The organism is Streptomyces sp. NPDC057137, assembly GCF_042670825.1.
Lineage (GTDB): Bacteria > Actinomycetota > Actinomycetes > Streptomycetales > Streptomycetaceae > Streptomyces.
The window spans coordinates 1-26,873 of record NZ_JBHUUW010000038.1; the positions used below are offsets into that span (position 1 = coordinate 1).

Here is a 26,873-nt window from a genome sequence, read left to right on the forward strand (position 1 = left end):
GTCCCCGGCCGGGCATCCGCGCGTACCGCGTCGACGCATGGCCGAAGTTCGCCACTTGACCAGGTCATGCCAGCGCTCCACGATGTGCGCGAACAAGCGGCCGCCGCACCCGACGCGTCACGGCCGGGAACCCCCCACCCAGGAGACAACATGCGACTTCGCGTACGCGAGAGCAGATGGAAGGCCGCCACCCTCGCGGCCATGCTGGCGCTCGCCGTGGCCGTCCCCTTCACCGCCGAGGCCGCGCCCCCGGACCCGAAGGGCGCGCCCAACTCCCCCGTCGCCGCCGAGGAGCGGATCCGGCAGTACGACGTCCCCGGTGTCACCGATGTCGCGACCCGTACCGCCCTCGCCTCCACCGGTGTGTCGGTGGACGAGGCGGGCGAGCGCTCGACGGTCGTCAGCGCCACCGACACCCAGGCCGAGCGGCTGCGCGCACAGGGCTACCAGCTCGACGTGCTGCCCGCGCCGCCCGCCCGGACGAACGGAAAGGCGCTCCAGCCGCTCGACTTCCCCTCGGCCGACTCGAAATATCACAACTACGCCGAGATGAACACCGAGATCAACCAGCGGATCGCCGCCCACCCGAACCTCATCAGCAAGCGCGTCATCGGCAAGAGCTACGAGGGCCGGGACATCATCGCGGTCAAGATCAGCGACAACGTGACGGCGGACGAGAACGAGCCCGAGGTGCTGTTCACGCACCACCAGCACGCCCGCGAGCACCTCACCGTCGAGATGGCGCTGTATCTGATACGCGAGCTGGGTGACACCTACGGCACGGACTCACGGGTCACCAACGCCGTGAACAACCGCGAGATCTGGATCGTGCCGGACGTCAACCCGGACGGCGGCGAGTACGACATCGCCACCGGCTCCTACCGCAGCTGGCGGCTGAACCGCCAGCCCAACTCCGGCTCGTCGAGGGTCGGTACGGACCTCAACCGCAACTGGGCCTTCCAGTGGGGCTGCTGCGGCGGCTCCTCCAGCAGCCCCGGCACCGAGACGTACCGCGGCGCGCGTGCCGAGTCCGCGCCGGAGGTCAAGGTGGTCGCGGACTTCGCGCGCAGCCGGGTCGTCGGCGGCAAGCAGCAGCTCAAGGCGGCCATCGACTTCCACACGTACAGCGAGCTGGTGCTGTGGCCGTACGGCTACACCACGGCCAACACGGCTCCTGGCATGACGCTCGACGACCGGAACGCCTTCGCCGCGGTCGGCGGGAAGATGGGCGCGAGCAACGGCTACACCGCGGAGCAGGCGAGCGACCTCTACATCACGGACGGGTCGATCGACGACTGGCTGTGGGGCAACCAGAAGGTCTTCGCGTACACCTTCGAGATGTACCCGGGCAGCTCCGGCGGCGGCGGTTTCTACCCGCCCGACGAGGTGATCGAGCGCGAGACGAGCCGCAACCGGGACGCGGTCCTGCAACTGCTGGAGAACGCGGACTGCATGTACCGGTCCATCGGCAAGGAGTCGCAGTACTGCGCGGCCTGACATACCGTCACCTCCCTTGACGGCGGCGGCAGTTACCGTCTGACCGTCCACCGGGTACCGGGCACCGCCTTTCGCGGCGAGTCCCGTGCCCGGTGGACGGGCCACCGTCGAGTACTCGGCCGGCGGGCTCTATCATCGACAGTCCCGATGGGATCGTGGAGCAGTGGAGTGGGTACACCGCGTGGTGGTCCGCGGCCGTCCGCGCGTGCCCAGCCTTCCTCCCCGATATCCGTAAGGGACTGTGAACCTGATGACGGCAGACACACCCCGGCCCCGTGTCGACACGAGCAAGCCCCATCCGGCGCGGGTGTACGACTTTCTCCTGGGCGGGAAGGACAACTACCCGGTCGACCAGGAGGTGGGGCGGAAGCTGCCCGAGGACTCCAGGCGTGACTCCCGGCTGAACCGCGCGTTCATGCACCGCGCGGTCGCCTGGGCGGCGCGCAGCGGTATCGACCAATACCTCGACATCGGTACCGGGATCCCCACGAAGCCGAACCTCCATCAGATCGTCCAGGAGATCGAGCCCGCCGCGCGCGTCGTCTACACGGACAACGACCCGATCGTGCTGGCCCACGCCGAGGCCCTGCTGATCAGCACACCCGACGGAGCGACCGACTACATCGAGGCCGATGTCCGCAGGCCGCACACGATCCTCGAACACGCCCGCGGCTTCCTGGACTTCACCAGGCCCATAGCCCTGTCCCTCATCGCCCTGATGCACTTCGTCCCGGACGAGGACGACCCGTACGGCATCGTCCGCGATCTGGTGGACGCGCTGCCCTCCGGCAGCGTCCTCATGCTCTCGCAGGGCACCGCCGACTTCCAGCCGCAGGAACTGGTGGGCAAGGTCACCGGCACCTACAGCAAGGGCGGCATCACCCTCCGGCTGCGCACCCGCACCGAGGTCGAGCGCTTCTTCGACGGGCTCGACCTGGTGGCCCCAGGACTGGTCACGGCCCCGAACTGGTTCAAGGACCAGCCGGCCCCCGCGGTGGAGCAGAGCTCCTTCTACGTGGGTGTGGCCCGCGTCCGCTGAGCACCATCGGGACGGAGCTGATCACGTCCGTCCGCCTCGGGGGCTGAAGTCCGGGCATGTCCGGGCATGTCCGGTCGCCCCTGGTGAGCGGACCAGGGGCGACCGGATGCCCTGTGGGGGCCTCAGGCGGGCCGGCCGACGCTCTTGCGGACCACGATGTGCGTCCCCAGCAGGTGCCGTTCCTGGCCGGGCCCCTGTTCCTCGCGCAGCGCCAGCCGGACCGCCGCGCGGCCCATCTCCTCGGCGGGGATGTGCACCGTGGTCAGCCCGGGGGTCAGATCGTCGGCGACCGGGTCGTCGTTGTAGCCGATCAGCGAGATGTCGTCGGGCACGCTCAGACCGTGCTTCCGCAGCGCCTTCATGGCTCCCGCGGCAACCTCGTCGTCGCCCGCGAAGACGGCCGTGAAGTCCGGCTTCCCGGCTTCGAGGAGGCCGTTCATGGTCTCGTACCCCTGCCGCTTGTTGAAGCCGGTGCCGACCACCCGCGCGGCCTCCGGCGGCAGTCCGAAATCGCCAAGTGCCTTGCGGTACCCGGCGATCCGGTCCTCCGACGTGGAGTTTCCCGGGAGCTGGCCGAGGAAGACGATACGCCGGTGACCCGCCGTCAGGAGATGGCTGGTGATGCCGTAGGCGCCGGCCTCGTTGTCGTACTCGACGACGACCGCCGGTACCTCGGGCGGTGGGGCGGGCCGCCCGCACAGCACCAGCCTCGACCCCACCGCCGCCAGGGCCTGCGCGTAGCGGGCCATGCGTTCGCGGTACTCGTCGTCCTCGACCGCGCCGCCGACGAGCACGACCATCTCGGCGCCCTGCTCGCGCAGCATCTGGACCAGCTCGTGCTCGCGCCCGATGTCGTTGCCGGTGGTGCAGACGATGCACAGGCGCCCGCGGGCGGTCGCCTCGTTCTCCACTCCCTGCGCGACCTGGGAGAAGAAGGGGCTCGTGACGTTGCGGGTCAGTACGGCGACGGTCTTGCGGCCCGTGCCCGCCAGGGCTCGCGCGTGGGCGTTGACGACGTAGTCGAGGTCCCGGACGGCCCTGAGTACCTTGGCCCGTGCGCCGGCGGACGTCGGAAGGCTGCCCGAGAGCACCCGGGACACCGTCGCGGCCGAGACCTGTGCACGGGCGGCGACCTCCTGGATGGTGACGCGTTCCCCCAATGCCCCTCCTCGTTGTGCGGGTGGCGGCCGGCCGGCCGCCACCCTTCCTGCCCACCATGGTGCGCCATGATCACGCCTTGGCGGCCACGTACTCCTTGGTGAACTCCTCCTCGCAGCGGGCGCCGCCGTCCGAACGCCACTTTTCGACGGCCTTGTCCCAGTCGCCGAGGGACTTCCGGCCGCTGACCACGCCCGCGATGCTGTCCTTGATGAATTTAGTCAGGTTCGCCCCGTCGCGGTTGAAGGTCTCCGACTGGAGTCCCCAGTGGGCGTCCCGGGACATCAGCGGTATGACCTTGGACTCGTACGCGTGGAGCGCCTTCGTCTCCTCCGGGAAGCCCGGCAGATACAGCGGCGTGGGGGCGTCCGAGAGGTTGGTCACCGGCAGGCTGATCTTGTTGTCGATGAGACCGCTCTCGGTGGCGATCGGGTTGTTGTCCTTGTCCCGCTTGAAGTGCACTCCCTCGACGCCGTAGTGGATCTTCTCGTACTCCTCGGTGCCGAAGGGTGAGGCGAGGAAGTCCAGTACCCGCAGCAGCAGTTGGACCCGCTCCTTGGACGCCTTCCGCAGCACGGTGTAGCCGAAGGTCGCCCGTGAGGCCATGTACGCGGACTTGGCTCCCTGTGGTGTGTAGGCGAGGGCCGTGCCGACCGTGTACGCCCCCTTGTTCGCCTGCATGGCGGGCAGGGAGGCCATGACACCGTCGGTCATGGAGAGCACGGTGCCGTTGGCGAAGAGGGTCTTCAGGTCCACCTGGGAGGTGGCCATCGAATCCTTGAAGTAGTCGCCCGCCTTGCGCAGTTCGGCCATGTAGGCGACCGCGGCCTTGAACTCCTCGGTGCCGTACGCGCTGACGACCTGATCGCCGTCGAGGCCCCAGATGTTCGGGGCACCGTGCCACACGCCGTGCACCTGGTAGCCGTAGACGTTCTCCATGGACGCCCCGAGCAGCGCCTTCTTGCCGAGCGACCCGGTCTTCGCGAGGGCGAGGAAGTCGGCGCTCGACATCCCGGGGCGGTAGCCCGCCTTGTCGAACGCCTCCTGGTTGGTGAACATGCAGTGGCCCAGCAGAGGCCGCTCCACCGGAACGCAGTACAGCTTGCCGCCGATACGTCCCGCGTCGCTCCAGGCGCGGGTGGGGATGTTGGCGAGGTTGGGATAGTCCTTGATCGCGTCCCCGGACAGGTGCTCCGACAGATCCGCGCACCGGGAGCGGACGAACTGCACCTCGCGGGGCAGCGGGTTGCCGCCACCGGTGTTGATGATGTCGGGGATGTCGTCGCTCGCCATCATCGTGGCGAACTTGTTGGGCTGGTCGGCGGCCGGCACCGCGGTGAACTCGATCTTGACGCCCAGCTCCCACTCGACCAGCTGCCAGTACTTGTTCTCGTCGCGGGAACGCGGTGGGGTGCCGTACGTGATCGACATGACCTTGATGGTGCTGCCGTCGCCCGGCTTCTCCGTGCCGGCTCTCTTCAGTTCCGAGGGATATGTCAGATACCCGGCGCGTACCCCCTCGGCGGTCGGCGCGAGGTCCGGCTTGGGCCCCTGGAAGGGGAGGTAGGCGGGCCAGGGCACCAGTTCGGCGCCCTCGTTGCCGATGGCGTCACCGCTGCTGCTGGAGCTGGAACAGCCGATGAGCAGGGACGGCGCGGCAACGACCGCGCCGCCTGCGGCGATTGAGCGAAGGAGGGTACGGCGGGACAGGGAGTCACTCATGAGAAGTCCTCTTCTTTGAGGTCACGGGAGCCGGGGTCCGGGGGGGTGCGGTACGCGAGTGGCGCGGCTGGCGAGTGGCGCGTACGCGGACGGCGTCGCGGTCAGCTCTTGATGGCGCCGGTGAGTACGCCCTTGGTGAAGTAGCGCTGGAGGAAGGGGTAGACGATCAGGATCGGTACGGTCGCGGTGACCAGCACGGCCATCTGGAGGGTCTGCGGGGCCGCGACCTGGCTCGCGTCGGCGGCGCTGGAGTCGGCGAGCTGCGCGCCGCCGATCACATAGGTCCGCAGCACCTGCTGGAGCGGCCAGTGATCGCTCTCCAGATAGATCGAGGAGTAGAACCAGGCGTTCCAGTACGACACGGCGTAGAAGAGCCCGACGACGGCGAGCGCGGCCTTGGACAGCGGCAGTACGACGGACCACAGGATCCGCCAGTCGCCGGCGCCGTCCAGTCGCGCCGCCTCGTACAGCTCGTCGGGGATGGACTGGAAGAAGCCGCGCAGCACGACCAGGTTGAAGACGCTGATCAGGAACGGGGCGATGATCGACAGGTAGTTGTCCTTCAGGCCGATCCCGTCGACCAGCAGGAAGGCGGGGATCATGCCCGGCGGGAAGAGGAACGTGAACAGCACGACCAGCAGGACGGGCTTGCCCCCGTACACACCGGGCCTGCTCAGCGCGTAGGCGAGCGTGACCGTGCAGAGCATGCTGGCGAGGGTGCCGACGATGGTGACGCCGGCGCTCACCAGCAGGGCGTGGCCGACGATGCCGCCCGCGAAGATCTGGTCGTACGCGCGCAGGGTGGGGTCCGTTGGCCAGAGCACCCAGCCGCCGTTCGCCGTGACCTCCTCGTTGGAGGCGAGGCTGGTGGAGATCACCACGAGGAAGGGGACGATCACCAGCGCGACCACCACGGCCAGGGCGATGCCCTTGGCCACGGAGGTGACCGGCTTCGGCTTCTCCATCCAGGGTGGCCGCACGGCCTTGGTCGTGGCACTCATCGGTATACCCCCTGCTCACCGAAGCGGTGGGCGAGCCTGTTCGCGCTGTAGACGAGCAGCGCGCCGATCACGCCCTTGAAGAGGCCGGCAGCGGCGGCGTATCCGAAGTCGCCTCCCGCGATGCCTTTGAAGAACACGAAGGTGTCGAGGATTTCGGCGACCTCGGGCCCGTAGGTGGTGCGTTGGAGCATCATCTGCTCGAAGCCGACGTTGAGAATCTCGCCGAGCCGCAGGATGAGCAGCAGGATCAGGATGGGCCGGATCGCGGGCAGCGTGACGTGCCAGAAGCGGCGCCAGGGGCCCGCGCCGTCCATCGCCGCGGCCTCGTAGAGCTGCTCGTTCACCTGGCTGAGCGAGGCGAGGATGATGATCGTGCCCCAGCCGGCGTCCCGCCAGATCACCTGGGCCACGGCGAGCGGGCGGAAGGCGTCGGGGTTCCCGATGATGTCGACGGTGTGCAGTCCCGCGTCGCCGAGGAGGCTGTTGAGCATCCCGGTGCCGCCGAGGACCTGCTGGAACAGCGCGACGACGATCACCCAGGAGATGAAGTGGGGCAGGTAGACCACGGACTGGACGAACCGTCGCAGCAGATCGTTGGTGAGGCTGTGCAGCAGCAGCGCGAGCGCGAGGGGTACGGGGAAGAAGAAGACGAGCTGCAGCACGGAGATGTAGAGGGTGTTCCACACCGTCTGCCAGAAGTCCGTGTCCTCGAACAGCCGTTGGAAGTTGTCGAACCCGACCCACTGGCTGGCCCACAGGCCGTCGAAGGGCACGTAGTCCTTGAAGGCGATGACGCTGCCGACCATCGGGCCGTAGTGGAAGAGCAGGAAATACGCGAGTCCGGGCACCATCAGCAGGAGCAGGACGCGATCCCTGCGGATACGCGGCAGATGCAACCGCTTGCGCGAAGCGTCACCGCCTGACGCGTCCGGTCCGCCCGGTTCGATCGCCGCGCCTGGTGGCTTCACCACCTCGTCGCGGTCGCGCTGCTTCGACAGCACAGCCACGGTGTCTCTCTTTCGTCGGTGGAAGGTGCACGAAACCTAGAGCGATTGCAGAGAAGGGTCAACACCTCGTGCTGCGCGACTTCTTGACCCCTGCTGCGACCTGCATCTACTCTCCAGGCGACTTCATGAAATCGCTTGCACGAGGGTGGAGTTCATGCCGACCGACCGACCTACCGCAGTACTCGCCATGGGCGCCGAGGTGGCCGAGGCCCTCTTCCCGCCCGGTCTGCGCCGACGGCTCACGGCGAGCTTCGCGCCGGATCCGGTGGAGCTGAACGGCAGCCTCACCACACCGGGGGCACGGGCCGCCCTCGCCGGGGCGGACATCCTGATCACGGGGTGGCGCTGCCCTCCGCTGACCGCCGAGGTGCTGGCCGCGGCACCTCGGCTGCGTGCCGTGATCCATGCCGCCGGCACGGTCAAGTCGCTGGTCACACAGGCGGTTTGGGAGCGCGGCGTGGCCGTGTCGTCGGCGGCGGACGCCAACGCGCGGCCCGTCGCCGACTTCACCGTCGCGGCCATCACGCTCGCGGCCAAGAAAGCCCTGCCGACGGCGGCCCGGTATCGCGACGGCTGGCCGTCCTTCGCGGAGCGCGAAGGCGCGTACGGCCGTAGCGTCGGGATCATCGGCGCGTCACGCATAGGCCGCAGAGTGATCGCGCGGCTGGCGTCCTCGGGCAACGACACCCGGATCCTGCTGAGCGATCCGTACGTGTCGCGGGCCGACGCCGAGGCCCTGGGAGCCCGGCTCTGCGATCTGGACGAGCTGTGCCGTTCCAGTTCGATCGTCAGCGTTCACGCACCGAAACTCCCCGAGACCCATCAGCTCCTGGACGCCCGGCGCCTCGCTCTCGTACCGGACGGCGGGACGGTCATCAACACGTCCCGGGGGACGCTCGTCGACACCGAAGCCCTGGCCGGCGAGTGCGCCACCGGCCGCCTCAACGCGTTCCTGGACGTCACGGACCCCGAACCCCTGCCTCCCGGGCACGCGTTGCTCAAACTTCCCAACGTCCTGGTCACCCCGCACATCGCCGGTGCGCAGGGCAGCGAGGTGAGCCGCCTGGGGCTGTACGCGATCGAGGAGGCGGAACGCTGGATCCGCGGCGAACCGCTGCACGGGGCCATCACGGCGGCGGAGCTGACCCGGCTGGCCTGACGCGCCGAATTCTTATATCTGAACTCTGCGCGGAGCATTGTCAGACGAATCAGGCGGCCCTACTCTCACACGGTCTCGTCCATGAACTCAGTTCATACATATGACAGGAGTGTTCGATGAGCCCAATCCCCCGCCGACGTCCGCCGGCCCTGATCGCCGCAGCGATCGCCGTCGCCGCCCTCCTTCTGCCGATGACGACATCGGCCGCTTCCGCGAACCCGCAGGAGCAGTCCGGCGCCTCCGCGCGCCACGGGAGCCTCGTCATACCGAAGACGCCCGTCGTCGAAGGCAAGCGGCTCGTGGAGGCCCGCGTCCGCGTCGCCCTCGGCGACCGGAAGCTGCGCGAGGAGGTCAAGTCGCTGACCAAGCAGGCCGATTCATGGCTCGGGAAAGGTCCGTGGACCGTCACCGACAAGCCGAAGCCGGCCGCGAGCGGCGACATCCACGACTATCTGAGCCAGGCCCCCTACTTCTGGGCCAGCCAGCCGCCGACCGCCGAGAACCCGCGGGGCTGCCCGTACGTGGAGCGCGACGGCGTGCGCAATCCGGAGGCCGAGATCGGCACCGACCGCGTGGACGCCGGGAACGTCCTCAAGTCGGTGCCCGTCCTGACCCTGGCCTGGTATTACACGGGGAAGAAGGAGTACGCCGAGCACGCCTCCGAGATTCTGCGCACCTGGTTCGTCGACCCCGAGACCCGGATGAACCCGAATCTGAACTACGCGCAGGGCATCCCGTGCAAGAACGACGGCCGCGCCATCGGCATCATCGACTTCGCGCAGTACTACACGGTCAATCTCGACGCCATGGCGATCCTCGACGCGGGAGCGCCCGGCTGGACGAAGAGCGACCGCGCGGGCCTGCGGACCTGGAACGAGGGTTATCTGGACTGGCTGGTGAACTCCGATTTCGGCAAGCAGGAGTCCGCCGCCACGAACAACCACGGCACGTACGCGGCCATGCAGATCGCCGGCCTCGCGGTCGCCACCGGGGACAAGGAACTGGCGCGCAGGACGGTCCGCGAACAGGGCGCCAAGCTGATCGACACCCAGATCACCGCGGCCGGCGGTCAGCCCCGGGAACTGGCGCGCACCAGGAGCTGGCACTACTCGAACTACAACCTGGCCGCCTTCAGCCGGCTCGCCGCCATCGGCAAGCAGGTGGGCGTGAATCTCTGGTCCTACCAAGGGCCGCAGGGGCAGAGCCTGTTCGGCGCCATCGACTATCTGCTGCCCACCGCCACCGAGGCGGCCACCTGGCCACATCCGGAGCTTGAGTTCTACCGCTACGCGGCGAGCGACATGGTCCACGCGGCGGCCGACGCAGGCCACAAGGCGGCGAAGGCGGCCGTCCCGAAGCTGCAGGCGCCACCCGGCGGCGACCTCTGGGACCTGAGGCCGGCCGCTCAGCACGCGTACTGAGACCCGTCCTCCAGCAGGCTGTACGGGGGGCGAGGCGGGGCCGAGCGCCCCGCCCCGCCCCCCGGTCGCGCACCTGTATCAGCATCAAGCCTCCCCACATAGTCTTGTGCAAGAACATCTTGCCACTTATCTTCTTGTCGAAGCGTATCGCGGAACCCGGGACGGCGTCCGGAGCCAACAGGCGGGCGCCGCACGCAGCGAGGCAGGCTCTTCGCCCCGCATCACGAGGAGACAAGGCATGAGCAGCGACACCTCCCACGACCGCCCGGTCATTCTCATCAACGGCATGGCGTCCAACTTCGAGACGCAGTGGCGCAGAGGCGGCTGGGTCGACAGCCTGGAGTCGGCCGGCCGAACCGTGATCGGCGTCGACCTCCCCGGCCACGGGACGTCCAAGGACGCTGTCGGCCGCGACGCCGCCGATCTCGTCCTTGACGAGGCGGCCAAGCACGGATCGGTCGACGCCATCGGCTTCTCCGCCGGCGCCTGGGCTCTGTTGCTGGCGGCCTGCGAGCGCCCGGCCTTGTTCGAGCGGATTGCCGTTCTCGGAGCCGCGGACATGGTGCTGACCGCCGGGCTGCACCACGAGACCATGCAGAAGCCGCTCATCGAGGGTCTGCGCTCGGCCGATGAGCCGACGGACAATCCCATGGCACTGGCGATCCGCGCCATGATCGCCGACGCGGGCAACGATCGCGAGGCGGTCGCGGGCCACCTCGCGTCGAGCCATCGCTTCGTCACCGTCGAGGGCCTGGGTGCGATCAAGGCCACGGCGCTGGTCGTCGACGGCGGCGCCGATGCGGCCGGACCGTCGGACCTGGTGGCGGAGACGATTCCGAACGCGACGCGCCTCACGGTCGACGGCGCGGACCATTTCGACATCCCTGGCAGCAAGCAGTGCCAGAAGGCAGTCGAAACGTTCATCAACAGCGCCGGTTGACATGAGCGACGAGACCGAAGTCTTGATCATCGGAGCGGGTCCGGTAGGCCTGAGCGCCGCGCTCGCCCTCGGCCGCGCCGGCATCAGGTGCCTGGTACTGGAACGACGTGATCAGTTCTCCAGATACCCGAAGGCCAACGGCGTGCATGCCCGGACGATGGAGATATTCCGCGAGTGGGGAGTCGGCAAGCCCATCCGGGAACTCACCGCGGGAATGCCGGACGACATCACCATCGCGTGGATGACACGTTTGAACGGCATCGAGATCGGCCAGATGTCCGCCGGCGACGCCGATGAGACCTCCCGCCTGTTCGAGCAGCAATCGCCCGAACGTGTATCGACAGCAGGTCAGCACATGTTCGAGCCGATCCTGGCGAGAGCGGCCGAGGACATGGCATGCGTGACCATCGGACTCGGTTGTGAAGTAGTCGAGTTGGCCGACGGCGCCGACTCGGTAACGGCGACCTACACCGACCCTGACGGTGCCCGGTACACGGCCACCGCGCGGTACGCGATCGCGGCGGACGGTATTCGCAGCGTCGTTCGCCGCACTCTGGGCATCGGTGAGCACGGCCAGGAGTCGCTCGGCACCGCGATCAATGTCCAGTTCGACGCCGACCTGGGGCCGTTCCTGGGTGAGCGTTTCATCCCCATCATCTGGATCATCAACGCCGACACCCAGGGAGCGTTCATCCGCGACGGCGCCACTCGGTGGCGCTACAACTTCGAGATCGCGCCGGGGGCCGACCCCGACTCCGTGACCGTGGAGGAGTGCGAGAGGCAGGTCGCAGCCGCGATCGGTGAGAGCGTCGCCATCAGAATTCACCACATCTGGTCCTGGAGTCACGACCTGTCCGTCACGGACACATGGCGGGAGGGTCGCGTCTTCCTGGCCGGCGACGCCGCTCATCATTTCCCACCGCACGGCGGCTTCGGGCTGAACAGCGGGGTACAGGACGCGCAGAACATCGCGTGGAAACTGGCCGCGAAGCTTCGTTGGAACGCCGGCGACGGGCTGCTCACCTCGTACGAGGACGAACGGCTCCCGGTCGCGGAGTTCAACGGCGAGCAGATGATGCACAACACGCGGCAGATGGAGAAGACCGGCTTCATGATGCGGGACAGGAACTTCCTGGCGACGCTGGAGACCGCGGAAGGAGCACCCGCTCGACGAGCCATCGCCGAAGGTATCCCCGCCCAGCGGGCGATGCTGGCCTCGCACGGCCAGCAGTTCGGATACCAGTACCGGAGCGAGGCGATCGTGCCCGACGGCACAGAGATCATCGAGTCCGGCGTGGCCGAGTACCGCCCGACCGCCCGGCCGGGCGCACGGGCACCGCACTCCTGGGTGCGCTCTCGCGGCGAGGTGATCTCGACGATCGACCTCTACGACGGCGGGTTCGTCCTTCTCACCGGTCCGGACAACGCCGACTGGGTGGAGGCCGCGAATCAGCTTCGTGAGCAACTGGGCATCCCGCTCAGGACGTTCGGCCTGAGCTCGGATCTCTCGCCCGTCGAGGAGGCCGTCGATGACCTTTTGCGGCGTTACGGGCTGGAGCCTTCCGGTGCCCTGCTCATCCGCCCGGACGGATTCGTCGGCTTCCGCTCCGCCGGAAGTGCCGACGACGAGCACCAGGCGCTGGAAAACGCGCTGCACCGAATCCTGGACCTGCCCCGCGGAACAGACGGCCTCGCACCGGCCAACGGCAGCTGAGTCCTGAGCCGTACGCGAAGGAGACAAAGCCATGGAGAACGCCGCTGTTTCAGAGGATTCGTTGATCCAGAACGAGGTGGTCCGCCTGCGCGAGATATCTCCGGGCTGCTTCGTCGCGGTGATCGACAACCCACCCTTCAACTTGATCGACTCGCAGGTGTTCGCCGGTCTGAAGGCTGTGAAGTCCTTTGCCGAGGACTCCGCGAACGACGTTCGGGTACTGATCTTCGAGAGCGCGAATCCGGAATTCTTCGGCGCCCATCTGGACCTCACGGCCGCCGGCCATGGCGGTTCGGAGCCGGCGGGGTCGGAGCCGGTGGAGATCCTCCAGGAGTGGCCCGCGTTCAGTTACTGGCTCGGCACCACCCCGGTCGTCAGTATCGCCGTCCTGCGCGGACGGGCCCGCGGATTCGCCTTCGCGTTCGCCGCGGCGGCCGACATGCGATTCGCGAGCAAGGAGAACACCCGCCTGTGCCTTCCCGAGGTGGGCTTCGGCGCGTTCCCGGGCGGCGGAGGGATCGAATGGGCCCAGTTGCATGCCGGGCGCGCACCTCGATCGCCGCGGTCAAGAGCCACCTGACAAGACTGCAACCCATTCCTCTCCCGGAGGAGTTGGCACGGACCCTGGCCGTCGCGGAGACCCTGCAGGCGTCGGAGGCGGCGCAGGCGGTCGCGGTGCGGCTCATGACCAAGGCGGGTGGGCTGCCCTTCAGCCACGCCGTGGAACTTGAGCTGCCCAGACTCTGCGACATCGACTGACCGGAACGCCGTGCGGTCCAGAACGTGCCTCTCGGCGTCTCCGCAGCCAGGCGCCCAGCCGAAAGTAGTCTTGACAGAGAACATCTTGCTCCATAACATCGCGGGAGAGGTAAACGCGACTCCGGGCCACGGAATACATGCCGCGGAAGGCATTCCGGCCCCGCCCACAGCTCGCCAACAGACCGGGTCTTTCGCGCATGTACGGCCCACCAGGAGAAGGGGCACCGATGCCGTCGCCCAAACTCGCTCACGTCATCCTGAACACCAGCAACTTCGAAGCGATGAAGAAGTGGTACATGCAGGTTCTTGAGGCAACGGTCGGCGTCGAGACCTCGGATCATTCCGTGTGCTTCCTTCGGACGGACGAGAGTCATCATCGCTTCGGCATCTTCAGCGCCGCCAAGACCGACGACTCGATCGCGGTAGTGCCGCCCGGCGTCGACGATCCTCTTCGCCAGTCCCGGCTCCACCATTTCTCATTCGAGCACCCGACCTTGGCGGAGTTGCTCGACGCACACGTCCGGATCATGGATTCCTCGATCCGGCCGACAATGTGTCTCAACCACGGGCCCACGATTTCCCTGTACTACACGGACCCCGACGGGAACGTTGTCGAGTTGTTCTTCGACACCGCCTACACCGAAGAGCAGATCGTCGAGTTCTACGCCGGCGGCGACGGCAACGCCTTCGGCGCGACTCCCTTCGACCCGGCAGAGATGCGACGAGAGCTCGTCGGCGGAAAGCCGGTCGCCGAGCTGATCGCCTGGGCCCCGCCGAGCATGCGATAGGGCCCGGTCAACGAGGTGGGAAGACGGTCGACTTCATCTCGGCGCGGTCAGCACGACGTAGCGCCCGGAAGGACATACGCACATGCGGTTCGTCAGCTTCGGTCCCCGCGGAAATGAACGTCCCGGCGTTCTGGTCAACGACTCCGTTCTCCCGCTGTCCAGAGTGATGGCGGACATCGGTATCGCACCGACCGGGACCATTCGCAATCTACTGCCGTTCCTCGATCGGGTGGGCGAGGGGATCACCGAGGCCCTTGACCGCGGTGACGAGTTGATCCCGATTACCGGGACACGCCTCGGCCCTCCGATCGCCGACCCCCCGAATCTGTTCGACTGCGGAGCCAACTACCTTTCCCACCTTGCCGAGATCGGCGCCGAGGCGACCCCGACCCTGCCGGTGATCTTCCAGAAGCCGAGGTCGGCGTTGGCGGGACCCACGGACGCGATCGTGCGTCCGCTCGAATGCGTGAACCTCGACTACGAGGCCGAACTCACCATCGTCATCGGCAAGGCCGGGCGCAGGATCCCCGCGGAACGCGCCGCGGACCATATCGCGGGCTACCTGATCACCAACGATGTCAGCGCCCGTGACCTCGGCGAAGGGGAGAGCAGAAAACTCAACGCACCTGCCCTCTTCCAGCTCATGCGGGCCAAGGGCTGGGACACATTCCAGCCGACCGGACCCTGGCTGGTCACGCTCGACGAGGCCCGCGACTACGAAGACATCCGGATCCAGACGTGGGTCAACGACGAACTGCGACAGGACGCGTACGGCAAGGAGATGATCCACAGCCCGTACCAGATCATCGAATGGCTCAGCGCGACCACCACGCTCCAGCCGGGCGACCTCATCACCACCGGCACTCCCGGTGGCGTCGCGGCCGGCATGGCCACCCCCAAATGGCTGGCACCCGGCGACACCGTCCGCATCGAGATGACCGGGCTCGGCCAGATGTGTACACCCGTGCTCGATGAACAAGGCACGCGAGCGCGAGGCTGAGACAGAAACGACGGTCGATACGCATACGCAGTCGATACGCATACGCCTACGCGGCGACAGCGGACGCCGAATCGCCGATCGCCAACCGGCCTGCTGCGCAACGCCGTTCCTCGGGCGGCTCCGCTCCCCGACACCCCACCTATGACCGTGCCCACAGCCCACGCGGAAGACGACACAGCCGGAGCAGGCGAATGCCGTGGCGTGGGCGGATGCGAAAGGCGTGACCGCCATGACGAACGACACGACGAACCCCACGGGCGGCTCCGTCTCCGCGACCGACCTCGCCACCGGCCACTGGGTGCTGGACCCGGCCGGGTCCTCGGTCGGATTCCGCCACAAGTCGCTCTGGGGCCTGGTCACCGTCCGGGGCACCTTCGCCACGGTCACCGGCGAGGGCCAGGTCCACACGGGGGGCCGTGGCGAGGGAACGCTGGTCATAGACGCGACATCGGTCGACACCAAGAAGAAGAGGCTCGACGTCCATCTGCGCTCGGCGGACTTCTTCGAGGTCGACAGGCACCCGACCATCGTCTTCGCGGCGGACGGCGTCATCGCCGACAGCACCGGAAACGCCGAGGTCAGCGGCGTGCTGACCGTACGCGGAAAGTCCCGCCCGCTCACCTTCACCGCTCAGGTCACCGCCGCGAGCGCCACCGACGTGACGCTCACCGGCGAAGTGGGCGTCGACTACAAGGACTTCGGGCTGCCCTGGAAGAACCCGGGCGGCACGATGCGCGGTATCACCACGGTCACTCTGAGGACCCGCTTCACCCGGGCCTGAGAGGCGGCACGGCTGAGCCCGGTTCCTGGACCCGCTCCCATGTCAGGGCGGCGGTAAGGTGCTCCCCGCCGAACGGCAGGGGCGTCAGAGTGGTCAGTTCGAGACGCGGCTCGACCAGGACGACCTTGCGGGCCACGGTCGCCCGCACCCAGTTCGGGAACAGGCTCACTTCCGGCTCGTGCACGACCACCGAGTCGCCCTCGACGTGGTACGGACCGGCGTACGCCACATAACCGCGGGCGGCGGCAGCGGACTCGGCGTCCGTGCCGTCGCCGAGTCCGTCAGCGCGATACCGGGGTCGGTCGGGCCGCATGATCTGTACCGACATGAAGCCGTCCGCCGTGTAGAGGAGACAGCCCGTGGCGTCGTCCCCCAGCGGGTGGCCGACAGGCACTCCGAGACCGTCACGCACCTCGTACGACACCAACCGCCAGTAGCCCACCAGGCTCTTCCGGAGTGGCCGGGAATCGGCACCGACTCGCATGGTTTCGTCACGTTCCCATCAGGTGCGACGGCGACGGCGGTACAGGTTGCCGCGAAGGGTCGCCTCGCCTGTTGTTGACCCCACCCTGATGGTATAAATCAAGATGTTCTTAGTCAAGACGAGATTGACGGTGCCGGGCCCGGGTTACTTCCGTACGCGACGCATGAACTCGGGGGCGTCGGCGAACTCGTCGAACGCGTAGTGGCGGAGCACATCGAGAAAGACATCGCGCTGGGCCGGTTCGAGCAGATCGAGCAACCCCCGCTCGACCTTCTCGGTCGCCGCGCTCGCGCGCCGGCAAGCCTTCCGGCCCTCGGGGGTAAGTGTCGGCCTGCGGACCCTTCGGTCCCGCGGATCAGGTTCCCGTACGACAAGTCCCTTGGCCTCAAGGGAGTCGAGGGTCGCCGTGATGACAGATTTGTCGATCTTGACGAGGGCGGACAGCTCAAGCTGCGTCATCGGCGTAGCCATGAGCGCGACCATCACGAAGTGCTCTTTGATGTTGACGCCGACGGCCTCGAGAGCGGCCGTCTTACGCTGACCAAATCCGAGCCACGCCCGATTCAGCAGCCAGTTGACGTCGCCGTCCAGCGGATGTTCACCCTTCCCCATCCGGCCATGGTATCGACTGCCTCCCGCCCGATGCCACTCACCACGAGTTGATCCGGTGCTGTGCGGACGGCGGCCCCGGGCCGATGAGTCGGCTGGTCATGCCGGGTGTACGCGCTGGACGCATGGCCTGTCTTGGGCGATCCCCCGCGTCGCCCAAGACAGGCAGCTTCCACCCTCGCCGACCAGGCCCGACGGGCGGTCTCCGAGGACGTGCCGAGTATACTGGCTAAGAGCCAGTCAACGCGGGAGTCCAGCATGTCCCCCCGAAGCGCATCGGTCAATGAAGAACTTCGTCGGCGTTCCCGCGAACGGCTTCTGCAAGCCACCGTGGACCTGGTCGACGAGCGCGGTTTCGACGGGACGACCCTGGCCGACATCGCCGACCGGGCGGGCACGGCACGCGGACTGGTCTCGTACTACTTCCCCGGCAAGCGGCCGATGTTCCAGTCGGCCGTGCACCGGCTGATGCACCGCACCCTGCAGGCGGCCCTGGAGCGTGAGCCACGTACCGACGACGGGCGGGAACTGCTGGCGCGCGCCATCGACTCCGTCCTCGGTCTCACGGTCGACCATCCCGTGGCGATGCGCGCGCATATGGCGGGCATTCTCCAGGCCGAGGGCTTCGTCCAGTGCGCCGAACAGCAGCGGCTCGCGGAGCTGCTGCGCGAGACCATGACGCGGTACGGATCGGACGACGTGGACAGCGACTATCCGCTGCTGCGCGCGCTGATGATGGGCGCGGTCTTCGCGATTCTGCTGCCGGGGGCGGGGATGCCGCTGGCCAGCCTGCGGGACGAGTTGTTCCTGCGGTTCGGTCTGGACCCGACGTACGCCGTTCCGCCGGGCGGGGAGCCCGCCCGGCGGAACGCGTCATGACCTCATGGCACCGCCGGTCCGGCCGGCCGCGTCAACGGCCGGCCGTGCCGGTCAGTTGCGGAAGTCCTCGAAGTAGTCGGGCTGCGTCTGGACGTTGAGCTCGTCCATCTTCACCCTCTTCGCCTCGTCCGTCCGGCGGTCGTCGAGCTTGATGACGTCCAGACCCTTGGCGATGTCGTTCGAGTAGATGTAGCCGTTGTAGTAGTACGCCGACCACGGGCCGGCCGTGGTGACCTGGTCGAGGGTGACCGGGCCGCGCTCGAAGTAGCCGATCTCCTTCGGCTTCGAGGAGTTGGTGAAGTCCCAGACCGAGATGCCGCCCTGGTACCAGGCCTGGACCATGATGTCCTTGCCCTTGACCGGGATCAGCGAGCCGTTGTGCGCCACGCACACCTCGGCGTCCGCCTGCGGACGGTCGATCTTGAAGTAGCTCTTGAACTCCAGCTTCCGCTTGTCGCCCTTGCCGACGATGTCGTAGATGCCGTCGGCGCCGCGCTTCGGGCCGATCTCCTCGTTGCAGGTCGCCGCGCCACCGCCGCCGAGCTCGTCGGTGAAGACGACCTTGTTGGCCTTCTGGTTGAAGGTCGCGGAGTGCCAGAAGGCGAAGTTGACGTTGTCCTGGACGCGGTCGATGATCCTCGGCTGCTCCGGGTTCTTGATGTCGAACAGGATGCCGTCACCCATGCACGCGCCGGCGGCGACGTCCTTGGAGGGCAGCACCGTGATGTCGTGGCAGCCGGTGGTGGCCGAGACGCCCGGGTTGGTGGGCGCGCCGGGGTTGCCGCCGTCCGGGAAGAGCACCGGGAAGTCGACGATCTTCGACTGCTCGGGCGCCTTGCGGGGCACCTTGATGATGCTGATGCCGTCGTGCGGCGGCTGGCAGTCCGGGAACGTGGCACTGGGCGAGTACGAGGAGACGTACACGTACACGTTCTTGCGCTCGGGCACGAGCGTGTTCGTGTGCGAACCACACGCGGTCTCGACAGCGGCGACGTACTCGGGGTTGCGCTTGTCGCTGATGTCGAAGATCTTTATGCCCTCCCAGGAGGACTTCTCCGTGGCCGGCTGCGCGACGCTGGAGCAGGAGTTGTCACTGCGCGAGGCGTCCGTCGACAGGAAGAGCAGGTCTCCCGAGACGGATATGTCGTTCTGACCGCCGGGGCACAGGACCTGCGCGACGGTCTTCGGCTTCGACGGCTTGCTGATGTCGAAGATCCGGAAGCCGTCGTAGTTGCCGGAGAAGGCGTACTTTCCCTGGAAGGCGATGTCCGAGTTGGTCCCCTTCAGGTGCTCCTTGGGGACGTTCGTGACGAGCGACATGTTGTCGCTGTGGATGATCTCGTCCACGCCGGGTATGTCGTTGTTCTCGATGGCCTTCTTGGCCTCGGCCTGCTGGCTCTTGGAGGTCTGCTCCTTGGCCGGCTTGTCACCGGGGTCAGGCGTGGCGGCCGCCGGTCCGGCGGCCAGCAGCGTGGCGAAGAGCCCGGCGGCAGCGGCTGCTGCCACGCCCAGACGTCTACGGCGCACGCGGGTGGTGTGCAACGAAGTCACTGCGTCCTCCCTTGTATCCGTTCCCAGTTGAACGGCTTACGGACCTCGGCAGTATCGTCCTTCACATGTACATCTCAACAGATGGCAACCTAGATGTAATGAAAGTTTTTGATCACTCGCGTCCGGAAGCGTGTTAGGAAAGTGCCTAACAACGTGCCCGATACACGTCAAGTACCACAGGAGGCCATCGTGTTGATCCGGACCAGGAGTCCACGTGTCCTCCGGCCTGTCGTGGCGGCTGCCGCCGTGGCCGCTCTACTCGCCCTGGGAGCCTGCGACTCGGGCGACGACGGCAAGAAGAGTGAGACCAAGAGCGGGGCCACGGGGCAGGTCGTCGCCCCGGGCAAACCGGGCGAGAAGTCCCGGACGCTCTCCCCGGAGGAGGCGGCGAAGGAGATACCGGACAACACCCCCAACTCCTCGGACTTCGGCTACGCGACGATGATGATCCAGCACCACAGCCAGGCACTGGTGATGACCGAACTCGCCCCGGACCGCGCCGGATCCGGCCAGGTGAAGCGGCTCGCCGAGCGCATCGCCGCGTCACAGAAGCCGGAGATCGCCGCCATGGAGGGCTGGGTGAAGCTCAACGGCGGCGAGGAGAAGGCGGAGAAGGAAGGCGGCCACGAGCACGGCGCGATGACGATGCCGGGCATGGCCACCGAAGCCCAGTTGGCGAAGTTGCGCGCGGCGAAGGGCAAGGCGTTCGACGACCTCTTCATCGGTCTCATGGTCACGCACCACCAGGGCGCGGTCACGATGGCGACCGAAGCCCTCTCGGGCGGCAAGAACGTCCAGCTCGAAGAGATGGCGAACGACGTGATCGCGCAGCAGACGTCCGAGATCAACCGGATGCGCTCGCTCTGACGCGGGCCCGGCGCCACGTACGCCGTGGCGTCAGCGGCGACGGTGACGCGGTGTCAGATAGCCCCCGTCGCGGGCGCTCGCGATCAGGCTGAGCGACTTGCGGCGCCCGTATCCCGTCGCGCACATCACCGCGAGGACCGGGTCCTGGCCCAACTGCTGCGCCCTGCGGTACGTCTCCGCCACCCCGCGCCGGTCCGCGCTGTCGGACGACGCGGGGTCGTCGGCGCGGTGCCGGCCGCCGGGGGCGGGCTCCTCCTCCAGCAGGTGTGAGTCCAGCAGGTGTGAGTCCAGAAGCTGTGCGTCGAGCAGCTGTGCGTCGGTCTCGGAGTCGGTGGGGTCGCTCTCGTACTCGTACCCCTCGTCCTCCTCCGTCACGGCCACCCCCGCCACCGCCGCCGCCATCGCAGCGTCGTCGTCGGTGACCGGGTCGGGCTCCACGTGGTGCTGTCCCGCCACCGCCCGGCAGGCGTACGCGAGCGGCTCCTCGATCCAGGCGCCCAGCTCGGTCAGGTCGTCCAGGGGCAGCGGTGGATCGGCCTGCGCGTCCTCGACGGCGATCACGCCGTCCCGCAGGACGGCGAGTACATCGACGCGGGCCCCGTCGGCGAACGTCAGACGGATGTCGACCCAGGGCGGCACCAGCTCGTGCGGCGGCAGCTCGCACCGGCCACCCGGCGGCGAATCGCAGGTGACCGTGCCGTACCCCTGCACCTCCCACCGGGGCCGGACAGGGGCCGTGGGCTCAGCGGCGGAAGTCATCTCAAGTTCTGACACATTCACCACTTAATCAGGCAATTCTCCCCTGCCGCTGTGGCGCACCCGCCCCGGCGCGCATCGCACTCGGTCAGCGCACTGGCGTACCCCCACCCGCGCCGTCTCCCGCGAGCCGACGGCGCCGCGTACTCCCCGGCGCCACGGCCCGGTGCGATGCTGGAAGCCTCCTGTCGGAAGGAGTACGCCGTGCTGCGCATCGCCGTCGTCGGATCGGGCCCCAGCGGGGTCTACACCGCCCAGGCCCTCGTCCAGCAGCCGCTGGTCCCCGGCATCCTGGTGGATGTCCTGGACCGGCTTCCCGCCCCGTACGGGCTGGTGCGCTACGGCGTCGCACCGGACCACGAGAAGATCAAGTCGCTCCAGAACACGCTGCGTTCGGTGCTGGAGCACGAGCGTGTCCGGTTCCTCGGCAACGTGGAGATCGGCGCGCACGGCCTCACACCCGAACGGCTGCTGGGGCTCTACCACGCGGTCGTCTACTGCGTCGGCGCCGCCCGGGACCGCCGGCTCGGCATCCCGGGCGAGGAGCTGGCGGGCAGCCACTCGGCGACCGACTTCGTCTCCTGGTACAGCGCGCACCCCGACGCCGCGCCCGCCGATTTCGGGCTCGGCGCGCGCTCGGTCGTGGTGATCGGCGTGGGCAACGTCGCCGTCGACGTGGCGCGCGTCCTGGCGCGCGGCGCGGAGGACCTGCGGCCGACGGACGTGCCGCACCCGGCGCTCGGCGTGCTGGCCGCGAGCGGGGTCCGGGACGTGCACATGGTGGGCAGGCGCGGGCCGTGCGTCGCAGGCGAAGTTCACCACCAAGGAGCTGCGTGAACTGGGCGCGCTGCCCGCGGCGGAGGTGCGGGTGGAGCCCGCCGACCTGGCACTCGATCCGGCGTACGCCCCAGTCCGGCCGCCGGCCCAGGGCGCGGTCCGGGGCGCGGTTCAGGGTCCGGCCGCCGGTGCGCCGCTCCCGCTTGCCGCCGTTAACAGACGCAATGTCGAGGTCGTACGCGGCTGGGCCGACCGGCCCGGCCAGGGCCGGGCACGCCGTATCCATCTGCGGTTCTTCCTGCGCCCGGTGGAGCTGCTCGGGACCGACGGACGGGTGACGGCCGTACGGTTCGAACGCACCGCGCCGGACGAGCGCGGCGGGGTCCGTGGCACCGGAACGTACGAGGAGATCGAGGCGGGACTCGTCCTGCGGGCGGTCGGTTACCGGGGGGTGCCGATCCCGGGGCTGCCCTTCGACGAGACGTCGGGCACGGTGCCGCAGCTGGCCGGCCGGGTGCTGCGGTACGGCGTGGCGTCGCCCGGCGAGTACGTGGCGGGCTGGATCAAGCGTGGACCGACGGGAGTGATCGGCACCAACCGCGCCTGCGCGAAGGAGACGGTCGTCTCGCTCCTCGCGGACGCGCCGCTGCTGTCGGCACGCCGGATCACGGCGGACCCGCTCGACGCGCTCCGGGCGGCCGGGCACCGCCCGGTCGAATGGCCGGGCTGGCTGGCGATCGAGGACGCGGAGGCGGCGCTGGGGGCATCGCTGGGACGGCGGTCGGTGAAGATCCCGGACTGGGAGGGCCTGCTGACGGCCGCACGCGGGGAGCGGGGGCCGGCCGGTACGTAGCCGATCCGCCCCGGTCCGCCCGCCGGGCGGGCCCGGACTGCTAAAGTACGTTGTCGTTCAAGCCTCCTCCGGCACGGATTCCGATCCGCCGGGGAGGCTTTTTGGCGTGCCTCGGCGTGCTTCTACGTACCCGGAGTCGGCTCGCGCCCGGCCCGGCCGCCCTCCCGAACGGCTCACCTGTCCCGTCCCGCAGAGGAGACCCATGTCTGACTTGAGTACGCGCCCCGCGGCGTCCGCCGGCACCTGGCAGCTCGGCGATCTGTCCGTCAACCGCGTCGGGTTCGGCGCGATGCGTCTGACCGGCGGCACCCCCTTCGGTGCCGACGGCCGGAGCGATCGCGAGAGATCCCTCGCCGTGCTGCGGCGCGCCGTCGAGCTCGGCGTGAACCACATCGACACCGCCGCGTTCTACTTCTCCCCGACGCGCTCCGCCAACGAGCTGATCAACCGGGCGCTCGCGCCGTACGCCGACGACCTGGTCATCAGCACCAAGGTCTGGCCGGCCCGGGACCCTTCGGGCGCGTGGTGGTGGGCGAAGCCGGAGCAGTTGCGGGGTCAGGTCGAGGAGAACCTGCGCCAGCTCGGCCGTGACCACCTCGACGTGGTGAATCTGCGCCTCCCCCGGAGCTGGACGACCGACCCGGTCTCCGAGCACTTCGGGGCGCTGGCCGAACTGCGCGAGGCCGGGCTCATCCGGCATCTCGGCGTCTCCAACGTCACCTCCGCGCAGCTGGCCGAGGCCCGGTCCGTCGCGCCTGTCGTCTGCGTACAGAACGCGTACAGCGTCGACGCGCCCGGCGCCGAGCAGAAGCTCCTTCGGGAGTGCGGTGAACTCGGCATCGCCTTCGTGCCGTTCTTCGCGATCGCCGGCGGCCGGCGGGAGGAGGGCGCGGGCGCCGCCGAGGACGAGGCGGTGCTCGCCGTCGCCGAGGCGCACGGCGCGTCGCCCGCGCAGATCCGGCTGGCCTGGACGCTGGAGCAGGGCCCGCACGTACTGGCCATCCCGGGTACGGGCAATCCGGACCATCTCGTGGAGAACGTGGCGGCCGGCGCGATACGGCTCTCGGACGAGGAGACCGCCCTTCTCGGGTCGGTCCAGGGGTCCGGCGGGTAGACAGCCGCCCGGAGGGACGGCGGACGGCGGACGGCGGGCGGCGAGCGGCGAGCGGCGGTCCTCGGCCGCCGCCCGGCCGACGGAGGCGGCGGTCCAGGACCTGTCTTCAAAGTCCCGCCTTGCGATGCACCGCACCAACGAGACATCAGCCGCTCCGCAGCGGGCGCGGTCCCCGTCCTACGGGCGGACGGCGCTACTTCGCGGACAGGCCCTTGGCCGGTTCGTTGATCGCGAAGTCCGACGGCGCATTAGAGTGACGCACCGTGGCACGTGAACTCAAAGAAATCGTCGAGTCCGGATGGGCCGACGCCCTCGCCCCGGTGGCCGAACGCATCACCGCTATGGGCGACTTCCTCCGCGCGGAGATCGCCGCGGGACGCACCTATCTACCCGCGGGCCCGAATGTGCTGCGCGCCTTTCAGCAGCCGTTCGACGACGTCCGCGTCCTGATCGTCGGCCAGGATCCGTATCCCACCCCGGGGCACGCGGTGGGCCTGAGCTTCTCCGTCGCGCCGGAGGTACGGCCGGTGCCGGGCAGCCTGGACAACATCTTCCGGGAGATGCACGCGGACATCGGGGCGCCCCGGCCGTCCAACGGGGATCTGACGCCGTGGACCCGCCAGGGTGTGCTCCTGCTCAACAGGGCGCTCACCACCGCTCCCCGTAAACCGGCCGCGCACCGGGGCAAGGGCTGGGAAGAGGTCACCGAGCAGGCCATCCGCGCGCTGGTCGCGCGGAACAAGCCGCTGGTGTCCATCCTGTGGGGCCGCGACGCCCGCAATCTGCGCCCGCTTCTCGGCCAGTTGCCCGCGATCGAGTCGTCGCACCCCTCCCCCATGTCGGCGGACCGGGGCTTCTTCGGCTCGCGTCCGTTCAGCCGCGCCAACGAACTCCTCGTCCAGCAGGGCGCGCAGCCCGTCGACTGGCCGCTGCCGTGAGCCGCGTGCTCGGCGTCGACTCGGGCGGGTCCGGTCTGCGCGTCGCCCTCGGGTCGACGGACGACGCTCCGACGGGCGCCCCGACCGACGCTTCGGTGGGCGGCGGCCCGGTGGTCCGGACGATCGGCACCACCGTGTCCACCGAGCCGGTCCGCACGGGTCCTTCGGGCATCGATCCGGACCATTTGCTGAAGCAGTTGCTGCCCGCCGTTCAGACGCTGCTCGCGCGCGCCGGCGCGGATACGGCGGATGCGCCGGTGGCCGTCGTGATCGGCGCCGCCGGCATGGCGACGCTCGGCGACGGGCTCCGCGCCGAACTGCCCGCGGCGCTGGAAAGTGCCCTGGGAGTAAGGCGGTTGGCGCTCGCCGCCGACGCCGTCACCGCGTACGCGGGGGCGCTCGGCCAGCGTCCTGGCGCCGTCGTGGCCGCCGGTACGGGCATGATCGCGCTCGGCACCGACCTGACGGGCTGGCAGCGCGCGGACGGCTGGGGACATCTGCTCGGCGACTGCGGCGGCGGTGCCTGGATCGGCCGGGCGGGGCTGGAGTCGGCGATGCGCGCGTACGACGGGCGGCGTGGCGGTTCGGCCGCACTGCTGTCCCGGATGGAAGCCGTGTTCGGCCCCGCGTCGGAGATGCCGGGGGCCGTCTATCCGCGTACGGACCGGCCCGCCGTGCTCGCCTCCTTCGCCCCCGAGGTGGCCCGCTGCGCGGCGCACGACCCGGTCGCCGCGGAGATCCTCGACGAGGCCGCACGGCAGATCGCGGACGCGGCCGTCGCGGTGTGTCCGCAGGCCGAGGGGTGTGAAGTGGCCCTGACGGGTGGGGTGTTCAAGATGGGCGACCCGCTGCTCGTACCGCTGCGGGCGGAGTTGGCCGAGCGGCTGCCGCGCGCCAGGACGGTGTCGGCGGAAGGTGATCCGCTGGCTGGGGCGCTACGGATCGCGGCGGCCCTCGCGACCGGTTCGCTTCGACTGCCGTGCGACGGACGACTGTTGTCCGTCCCGACAGAGCGGGACGAATAAACAGTAAGCAGCATATCGAAAAAATATGGACAGATGACGCGCGACCGGACCCTCCCCGAACAGCCGACCCCACAAAACCAGTAGCATTCGGCGCCATGAGCTCCCCCACTGGGCCGGCACCCGGCCTGCCTGTACGAATGCCTCGACCTCGACAGTCGGGGCGGCACCGTCGACCCGAACCCGTGGCGGCGCCCGAGGGCGCGCCCACGCTTGTGCTGGCCATGCCCGGCGCCCCGAGCGCCGAGGTGCGGAACCTCGGCGAGGAGGTCGTCAGCATCGCGCGTTCCGAGCTGCCGGGCCTCGACGCCCGGATCGGCTATCTGGACGGCGACGACGACGAGTACCCCGCGCTGGGCACCGTCCTGGCCCTCACCGCCGAGCATCGTGTCGAGCGCTACGAGCTCGCGAAGGCCGCCGGCCGCGAGGTCAACGAGCCCGAGGGCATCTCGGCCGTTGTCGTGCCGCTGCTCGCGGGTCCCGACAACTCCCTGGTCAGGCGGATACGTCAGGCCGTTGTGGACAGCAAGGCCGTGGCGGAGATGACCGAGGTCCTCGGTCCGCACCCGCTGCTCGCCGAGGCGCTGCACGTGCGTCTGTCGGAGGCCGGGCTCGCCCGTGCCGACCGGGCGAGGCTTTTCACGGTGGCCACGGCCGCCGACGGCATCATCCTCGCCACGGTGGGCGGCGAGGAGGCCGTGCAGGCCGCGGGGATCACCGGGATGCTGCTGGCCGCGCGCCTCGCCGTGCCGGTGATGGCGGCTGCGCTCGACGACGAGGGCGCGGTCTCGGCCATCGCCGAGCAGCTGCGTGAATCCGGTTCGACGCAGCTGGCGCTCGCCCCGTACCTGATCGGACCCGAGCTGCCCGAGGGGCTGCTCGACGTCGCGCTCAAGGAGGCGGACTGCGCCGCGTCCGAGCCGCTGGGCGCGTATCCGGCGGTCGGCAAGCTGGTGCTCTCGCAGTACACGAGCGCGCTGGGCATCTCGGCGCAGACGCAGGCGCCGGCGCACTGACCTGCGGAGCTCCGGGTCGGC

Annotated in this window: 25 protein-coding genes and 1 pseudogene; 18 read left to right on the forward strand and 8 right to left on the reverse strand. The window is 68.9% G+C overall.

The annotated features are described in order from the left end of the window. Positions 1–150 precede the first annotated feature (150 nt). Together ACFT9I_RS25930 and ACFT9I_RS25935 are read left to right on the forward strand one after the other, a co-directional pair. On the forward strand, positions 151–1,497 hold the full coding sequence (locus tag ACFT9I_RS25930) for a M14 family metallopeptidase (RefSeq protein ID WP_382567973.1): 1,347 nt from the start codon (positions 151–153) through the stop codon (positions 1,495–1,497). 250 nt (positions 1,498–1,747) lie between these two features. Then, positions 1,748–2,536, forward strand: coding sequence for an SAM-dependent methyltransferase (locus ACFT9I_RS25935; protein ID WP_382567975.1), 789 nt, complete (start codon positions 1,748–1,750; stop codon positions 2,534–2,536). Positions 2,537–2,658: 122 nt separating this feature from the next. On the opposite strand, the gene ACFT9I_RS25940 is transcribed toward ACFT9I_RS25935, so the two are convergent. The 4 genes from ACFT9I_RS25940 to ACFT9I_RS25955 form a co-directional block, all read right to left on the reverse strand. Continuing rightward, positions 2,659–3,696, reverse strand: a complete 1,038-nt coding sequence (locus ACFT9I_RS25940; RefSeq protein WP_382567977.1) for a LacI family DNA-binding transcriptional regulator — start codon at positions 3,694–3,696, stop codon at positions 2,659–2,661. 70 nt (positions 3,697–3,766) lie between these two features. Next, on the reverse strand, positions 3,767–5,416 hold the full coding sequence (locus ACFT9I_RS25945) for an extracellular solute-binding protein (protein WP_382567979.1): 1,650 nt from the start codon (positions 5,414–5,416) through the stop codon (positions 3,767–3,769). Between the two features lie 101 nt (positions 5,417–5,517). After that, a complete protein-coding gene (locus ACFT9I_RS25950) occupies positions 5,518–6,417 on the reverse strand; it encodes a carbohydrate ABC transporter permease (protein WP_382567981.1) in 900 nt (299 codons plus the stop codon). Further along, on the reverse strand, positions 6,414–7,268 hold the full coding sequence (locus ACFT9I_RS25955; protein ID WP_382568094.1) for an ABC transporter permease: 855 nt from the start codon (positions 7,266–7,268) through the stop codon (positions 6,414–6,416). The genes ACFT9I_RS25950 and ACFT9I_RS25955 overlap by 4 nt, the downstream gene beginning before the upstream one ends. Before the next feature lie 310 nt (positions 7,269–7,578). On the opposite strand from ACFT9I_RS25955, the gene ACFT9I_RS25960 reads away from it, so the two are divergent. From ACFT9I_RS25960 to ACFT9I_RS26000, 9 genes are all read left to right on the forward strand, one after another. Continuing rightward, positions 7,579–8,583 carry a hydroxyacid dehydrogenase gene (locus ACFT9I_RS25960; RefSeq protein WP_382567982.1) on the forward strand — a complete coding sequence of 335 codons (1,005 nt, stop codon included), beginning with the start codon at positions 7,579–7,581 and terminating at the stop codon, positions 8,581–8,583. Positions 8,584–8,699: 116 nt separating this feature from the next. Beyond that, a complete protein-coding gene (locus tag ACFT9I_RS25965; protein WP_382567983.1) occupies positions 8,700–10,004 on the forward strand; it encodes an alginate lyase family protein in 1,305 nt (434 codons plus the stop codon). A 238-nt stretch (positions 10,005–10,242) separates the two neighbouring features. Beyond that, positions 10,243–10,944 carry an alpha/beta fold hydrolase gene (locus ACFT9I_RS25970; RefSeq protein WP_382567985.1) on the forward strand — a complete coding sequence of 234 codons (702 nt, stop codon included), beginning with the start codon at positions 10,243–10,245 and terminating at the stop codon, positions 10,942–10,944. A 1-nt stretch (position 10,945) separates the two neighbouring features. After that, entirely contained in the window at positions 10,946–12,658 is a 1,713-nt protein-coding gene (locus ACFT9I_RS25975) for an FAD-dependent monooxygenase (RefSeq protein ID WP_382567987.1), read from the forward strand. Between the two features lie 31 nt (positions 12,659–12,689). Further along, complete coding sequence (locus ACFT9I_RS25980; protein WP_382567988.1) at positions 12,690–13,238, forward strand: enoyl-CoA hydratase-related protein; 549 nt, start codon at positions 12,690–12,692, stop codon at positions 13,236–13,238. Positions 13,239–13,270: 32 nt separating this feature from the next. Further along, positions 13,271–13,417, forward strand: coding sequence for a hypothetical protein (locus ACFT9I_RS25985; protein ID WP_382567989.1), 147 nt, complete (start codon positions 13,271–13,273; stop codon positions 13,415–13,417). Positions 13,418–13,644: 227 nt separating this feature from the next. Next, positions 13,645–14,205 (forward strand): VOC family protein, encoded by a 561-nt coding sequence (locus ACFT9I_RS25990; RefSeq protein ID WP_382567991.1) that lies wholly within the window; start codon positions 13,645–13,647, stop codon positions 14,203–14,205. Positions 14,206–14,287: 82 nt separating this feature from the next. Beyond that, on the forward strand, positions 14,288–15,205 hold the full coding sequence (locus ACFT9I_RS25995; RefSeq protein ID WP_382567993.1) for a fumarylacetoacetate hydrolase family protein: 918 nt from the start codon (positions 14,288–14,290) through the stop codon (positions 15,203–15,205). 229 nt (positions 15,206–15,434) lie between these two features. Beyond that, complete coding sequence (locus tag ACFT9I_RS26000) at positions 15,435–15,986, forward strand: YceI family protein (RefSeq protein ID WP_382567994.1); 552 nt, start codon at positions 15,435–15,437, stop codon at positions 15,984–15,986. On the opposite strand, the gene ACFT9I_RS26005 is transcribed toward ACFT9I_RS26000, so the two are convergent. Together ACFT9I_RS26005 and ACFT9I_RS26010 are read right to left on the reverse strand one after the other, a co-directional pair. Further along, positions 15,973–16,470: a lipocalin-like domain-containing protein gene (locus tag ACFT9I_RS26005; RefSeq protein ID WP_382567996.1), complete on the reverse strand. Its 498-nt coding sequence runs from the start codon at positions 16,468–16,470 to the stop codon at positions 15,973–15,975. The genes ACFT9I_RS26000 and ACFT9I_RS26005 overlap by 14 nt on opposite strands. 144 nt (positions 16,471–16,614) lie before the next feature. Continuing rightward, a complete protein-coding gene (locus ACFT9I_RS26010) occupies positions 16,615–17,082 on the reverse strand; it encodes a MarR family winged helix-turn-helix transcriptional regulator (protein ID WP_382567998.1) in 468 nt (155 codons plus the stop codon). A 255-nt stretch (positions 17,083–17,337) separates the two neighbouring features. Between ACFT9I_RS26010 and ACFT9I_RS26015 the strand changes: the two genes are divergently transcribed. Then, positions 17,338–17,958, forward strand: coding sequence for a TetR/AcrR family transcriptional regulator (locus ACFT9I_RS26015; RefSeq protein WP_382567999.1), 621 nt, complete (start codon positions 17,338–17,340; stop codon positions 17,956–17,958). A gap of 51 nt (positions 17,959–18,009) precedes the next feature. Here ACFT9I_RS26015 and ACFT9I_RS26020 read toward each other — a convergent pair whose 3' ends face one another. Beyond that, on the reverse strand, positions 18,010–19,509 hold the full coding sequence (locus ACFT9I_RS26020; RefSeq protein WP_382568001.1) for an LVIVD repeat-containing protein: 1,500 nt from the start codon (positions 19,507–19,509) through the stop codon (positions 18,010–18,012). Between the two features lie 189 nt (positions 19,510–19,698). Here ACFT9I_RS26020 and ACFT9I_RS26025 point away from each other — a divergent pair, with 189 nt between their 5' ends. Further along, the gene (locus ACFT9I_RS26025) at positions 19,699–20,376 is read left to right on the forward strand and encodes a DUF305 domain-containing protein (RefSeq protein WP_382568003.1); all 678 of its coding nucleotides are present in this window, start codon (positions 19,699–19,701) and stop codon (positions 20,374–20,376) included. A 30-nt stretch (positions 20,377–20,406) separates the two neighbouring features. Here the strand turns inward: ACFT9I_RS26025 and ACFT9I_RS26030 are convergent, their stop codons facing one another. Then, positions 20,407–21,135 carry a DUF6214 family protein gene (locus tag ACFT9I_RS26030; protein WP_382568004.1) on the reverse strand — a complete coding sequence of 243 codons (729 nt, stop codon included), beginning with the start codon at positions 21,133–21,135 and terminating at the stop codon, positions 20,407–20,409. Between the two features lie 201 nt (positions 21,136–21,336). Between ACFT9I_RS26030 and ACFT9I_RS26035 the strand changes: the two are divergent. The 5 genes and pseudogenes from ACFT9I_RS26035 to ACFT9I_RS26055 all read left to right on the forward strand — a co-directional run bounded on the left by ACFT9I_RS26035 (position 21,337) and on the right by ACFT9I_RS26055 (position 26,852). Further along, positions 21,337–22,762 (forward strand): annotated as a pseudogene (locus tag ACFT9I_RS26035) (FAD-dependent oxidoreductase). Between the two features lie 202 nt (positions 22,763–22,964). Next, positions 22,965–23,876: an aldo/keto reductase gene (locus ACFT9I_RS26040; protein WP_382568006.1), complete on the forward strand. Its 912-nt coding sequence runs from the start codon at positions 22,965–22,967 to the stop codon at positions 23,874–23,876. A gap of 263 nt (positions 23,877–24,139) precedes the next feature. After that, positions 24,140–24,814: a uracil-DNA glycosylase gene (locus tag ACFT9I_RS26045; RefSeq protein ID WP_382568008.1), complete on the forward strand. Its 675-nt coding sequence runs from the start codon at positions 24,140–24,142 to the stop codon at positions 24,812–24,814. Continuing rightward, a complete protein-coding gene (locus ACFT9I_RS26050) occupies positions 24,811–25,839 on the forward strand; it encodes an N-acetylglucosamine kinase (RefSeq protein WP_382568010.1) in 1,029 nt (342 codons plus the stop codon). The genes ACFT9I_RS26045 and ACFT9I_RS26050 overlap by 4 nt, the downstream gene beginning before the upstream one ends. Before the next feature lie 95 nt (positions 25,840–25,934). Then, positions 25,935–26,852, forward strand: a complete 918-nt coding sequence (locus tag ACFT9I_RS26055; protein ID WP_382568011.1) for a sirohydrochlorin chelatase — start codon at positions 25,935–25,937, stop codon at positions 26,850–26,852. The last annotated feature ends 21 nt before the right edge of the window (positions 26,853–26,873 follow it).

Coding starts and splice junctions, on each gene's coding strand:
- ACFT9I_RS25930 (WP_382567973.1), top strand. CDS start 151: ATGCGACTTCGCGTACGCGAGAGCAGATGGAAGGCCGCCACCCTCGCG.
- ACFT9I_RS25935 (WP_382567975.1), top strand. CDS start 1,748: ATGACGGCAGACACACCCCGGCCCCGTGTCGACACGAGCAAGCCCCAT.
- ACFT9I_RS25945 (WP_382567979.1), bottom strand. CDS start 5,416: ATGAGTGACTCCCTGTCCCGCCGTACCCTCCTTCGCTCAATCGCCGCA.
- ACFT9I_RS25950 (WP_382567981.1), bottom strand. CDS start 6,417: ATGAGTGCCACGACCAAGGCCGTGCGGCCACCCTGGATGGAGAAGCCG.
- ACFT9I_RS25955 (WP_382568094.1), bottom strand. CDS start 7,268: ATGGTGCCCGGACTCGCGTATTTCCTGCTCTTCCACTACGGCCCGATG.
- ACFT9I_RS25960 (WP_382567982.1), top strand. CDS start 7,579: ATGCCGACCGACCGACCTACCGCAGTACTCGCCATGGGCGCCGAGGTG.
- ACFT9I_RS25965 (WP_382567983.1), top strand. CDS start 8,700: ATGAGCCCAATCCCCCGCCGACGTCCGCCGGCCCTGATCGCCGCAGCG.
- ACFT9I_RS25970 (WP_382567985.1), top strand. CDS start 10,243: ATGAGCAGCGACACCTCCCACGACCGCCCGGTCATTCTCATCAACGGC.
- ACFT9I_RS25975 (WP_382567987.1), top strand. CDS start 10,946: ATGAGCGACGAGACCGAAGTCTTGATCATCGGAGCGGGTCCGGTAGGC.
- ACFT9I_RS25980 (WP_382567988.1), top strand. CDS start 12,690: ATGGAGAACGCCGCTGTTTCAGAGGATTCGTTGATCCAGAACGAGGTG.
- ACFT9I_RS25990 (WP_382567991.1), top strand. CDS start 13,645: ATGCCGTCGCCCAAACTCGCTCACGTCATCCTGAACACCAGCAACTTC.
- ACFT9I_RS25995 (WP_382567993.1), top strand. CDS start 14,288: ATGCGGTTCGTCAGCTTCGGTCCCCGCGGAAATGAACGTCCCGGCGTT.
- ACFT9I_RS26000 (WP_382567994.1), top strand. CDS start 15,435: ATGACGAACGACACGACGAACCCCACGGGCGGCTCCGTCTCCGCGACC.
- ACFT9I_RS26005 (WP_382567996.1), bottom strand. CDS start 16,470: ATGCGAGTCGGTGCCGATTCCCGGCCACTCCGGAAGAGCCTGGTGGGC.
- ACFT9I_RS26010 (WP_382567998.1), bottom strand. CDS start 17,082: ATGGGGAAGGGTGAACATCCGCTGGACGGCGACGTCAACTGGCTGCTG.
- ACFT9I_RS26015 (WP_382567999.1), top strand. CDS start 17,338: ATGTCCCCCCGAAGCGCATCGGTCAATGAAGAACTTCGTCGGCGTTCC.
- ACFT9I_RS26030 (WP_382568004.1), bottom strand. CDS start 21,135: ATGACTTCCGCCGCTGAGCCCACGGCCCCTGTCCGGCCCCGGTGGGAG.
- ACFT9I_RS26040 (WP_382568006.1), top strand. CDS start 22,965: ATGTCTGACTTGAGTACGCGCCCCGCGGCGTCCGCCGGCACCTGGCAG.
- ACFT9I_RS26055 (WP_382568011.1), top strand. CDS start 25,935: ATGAGCTCCCCCACTGGGCCGGCACCCGGCCTGCCTGTACGAATGCCT.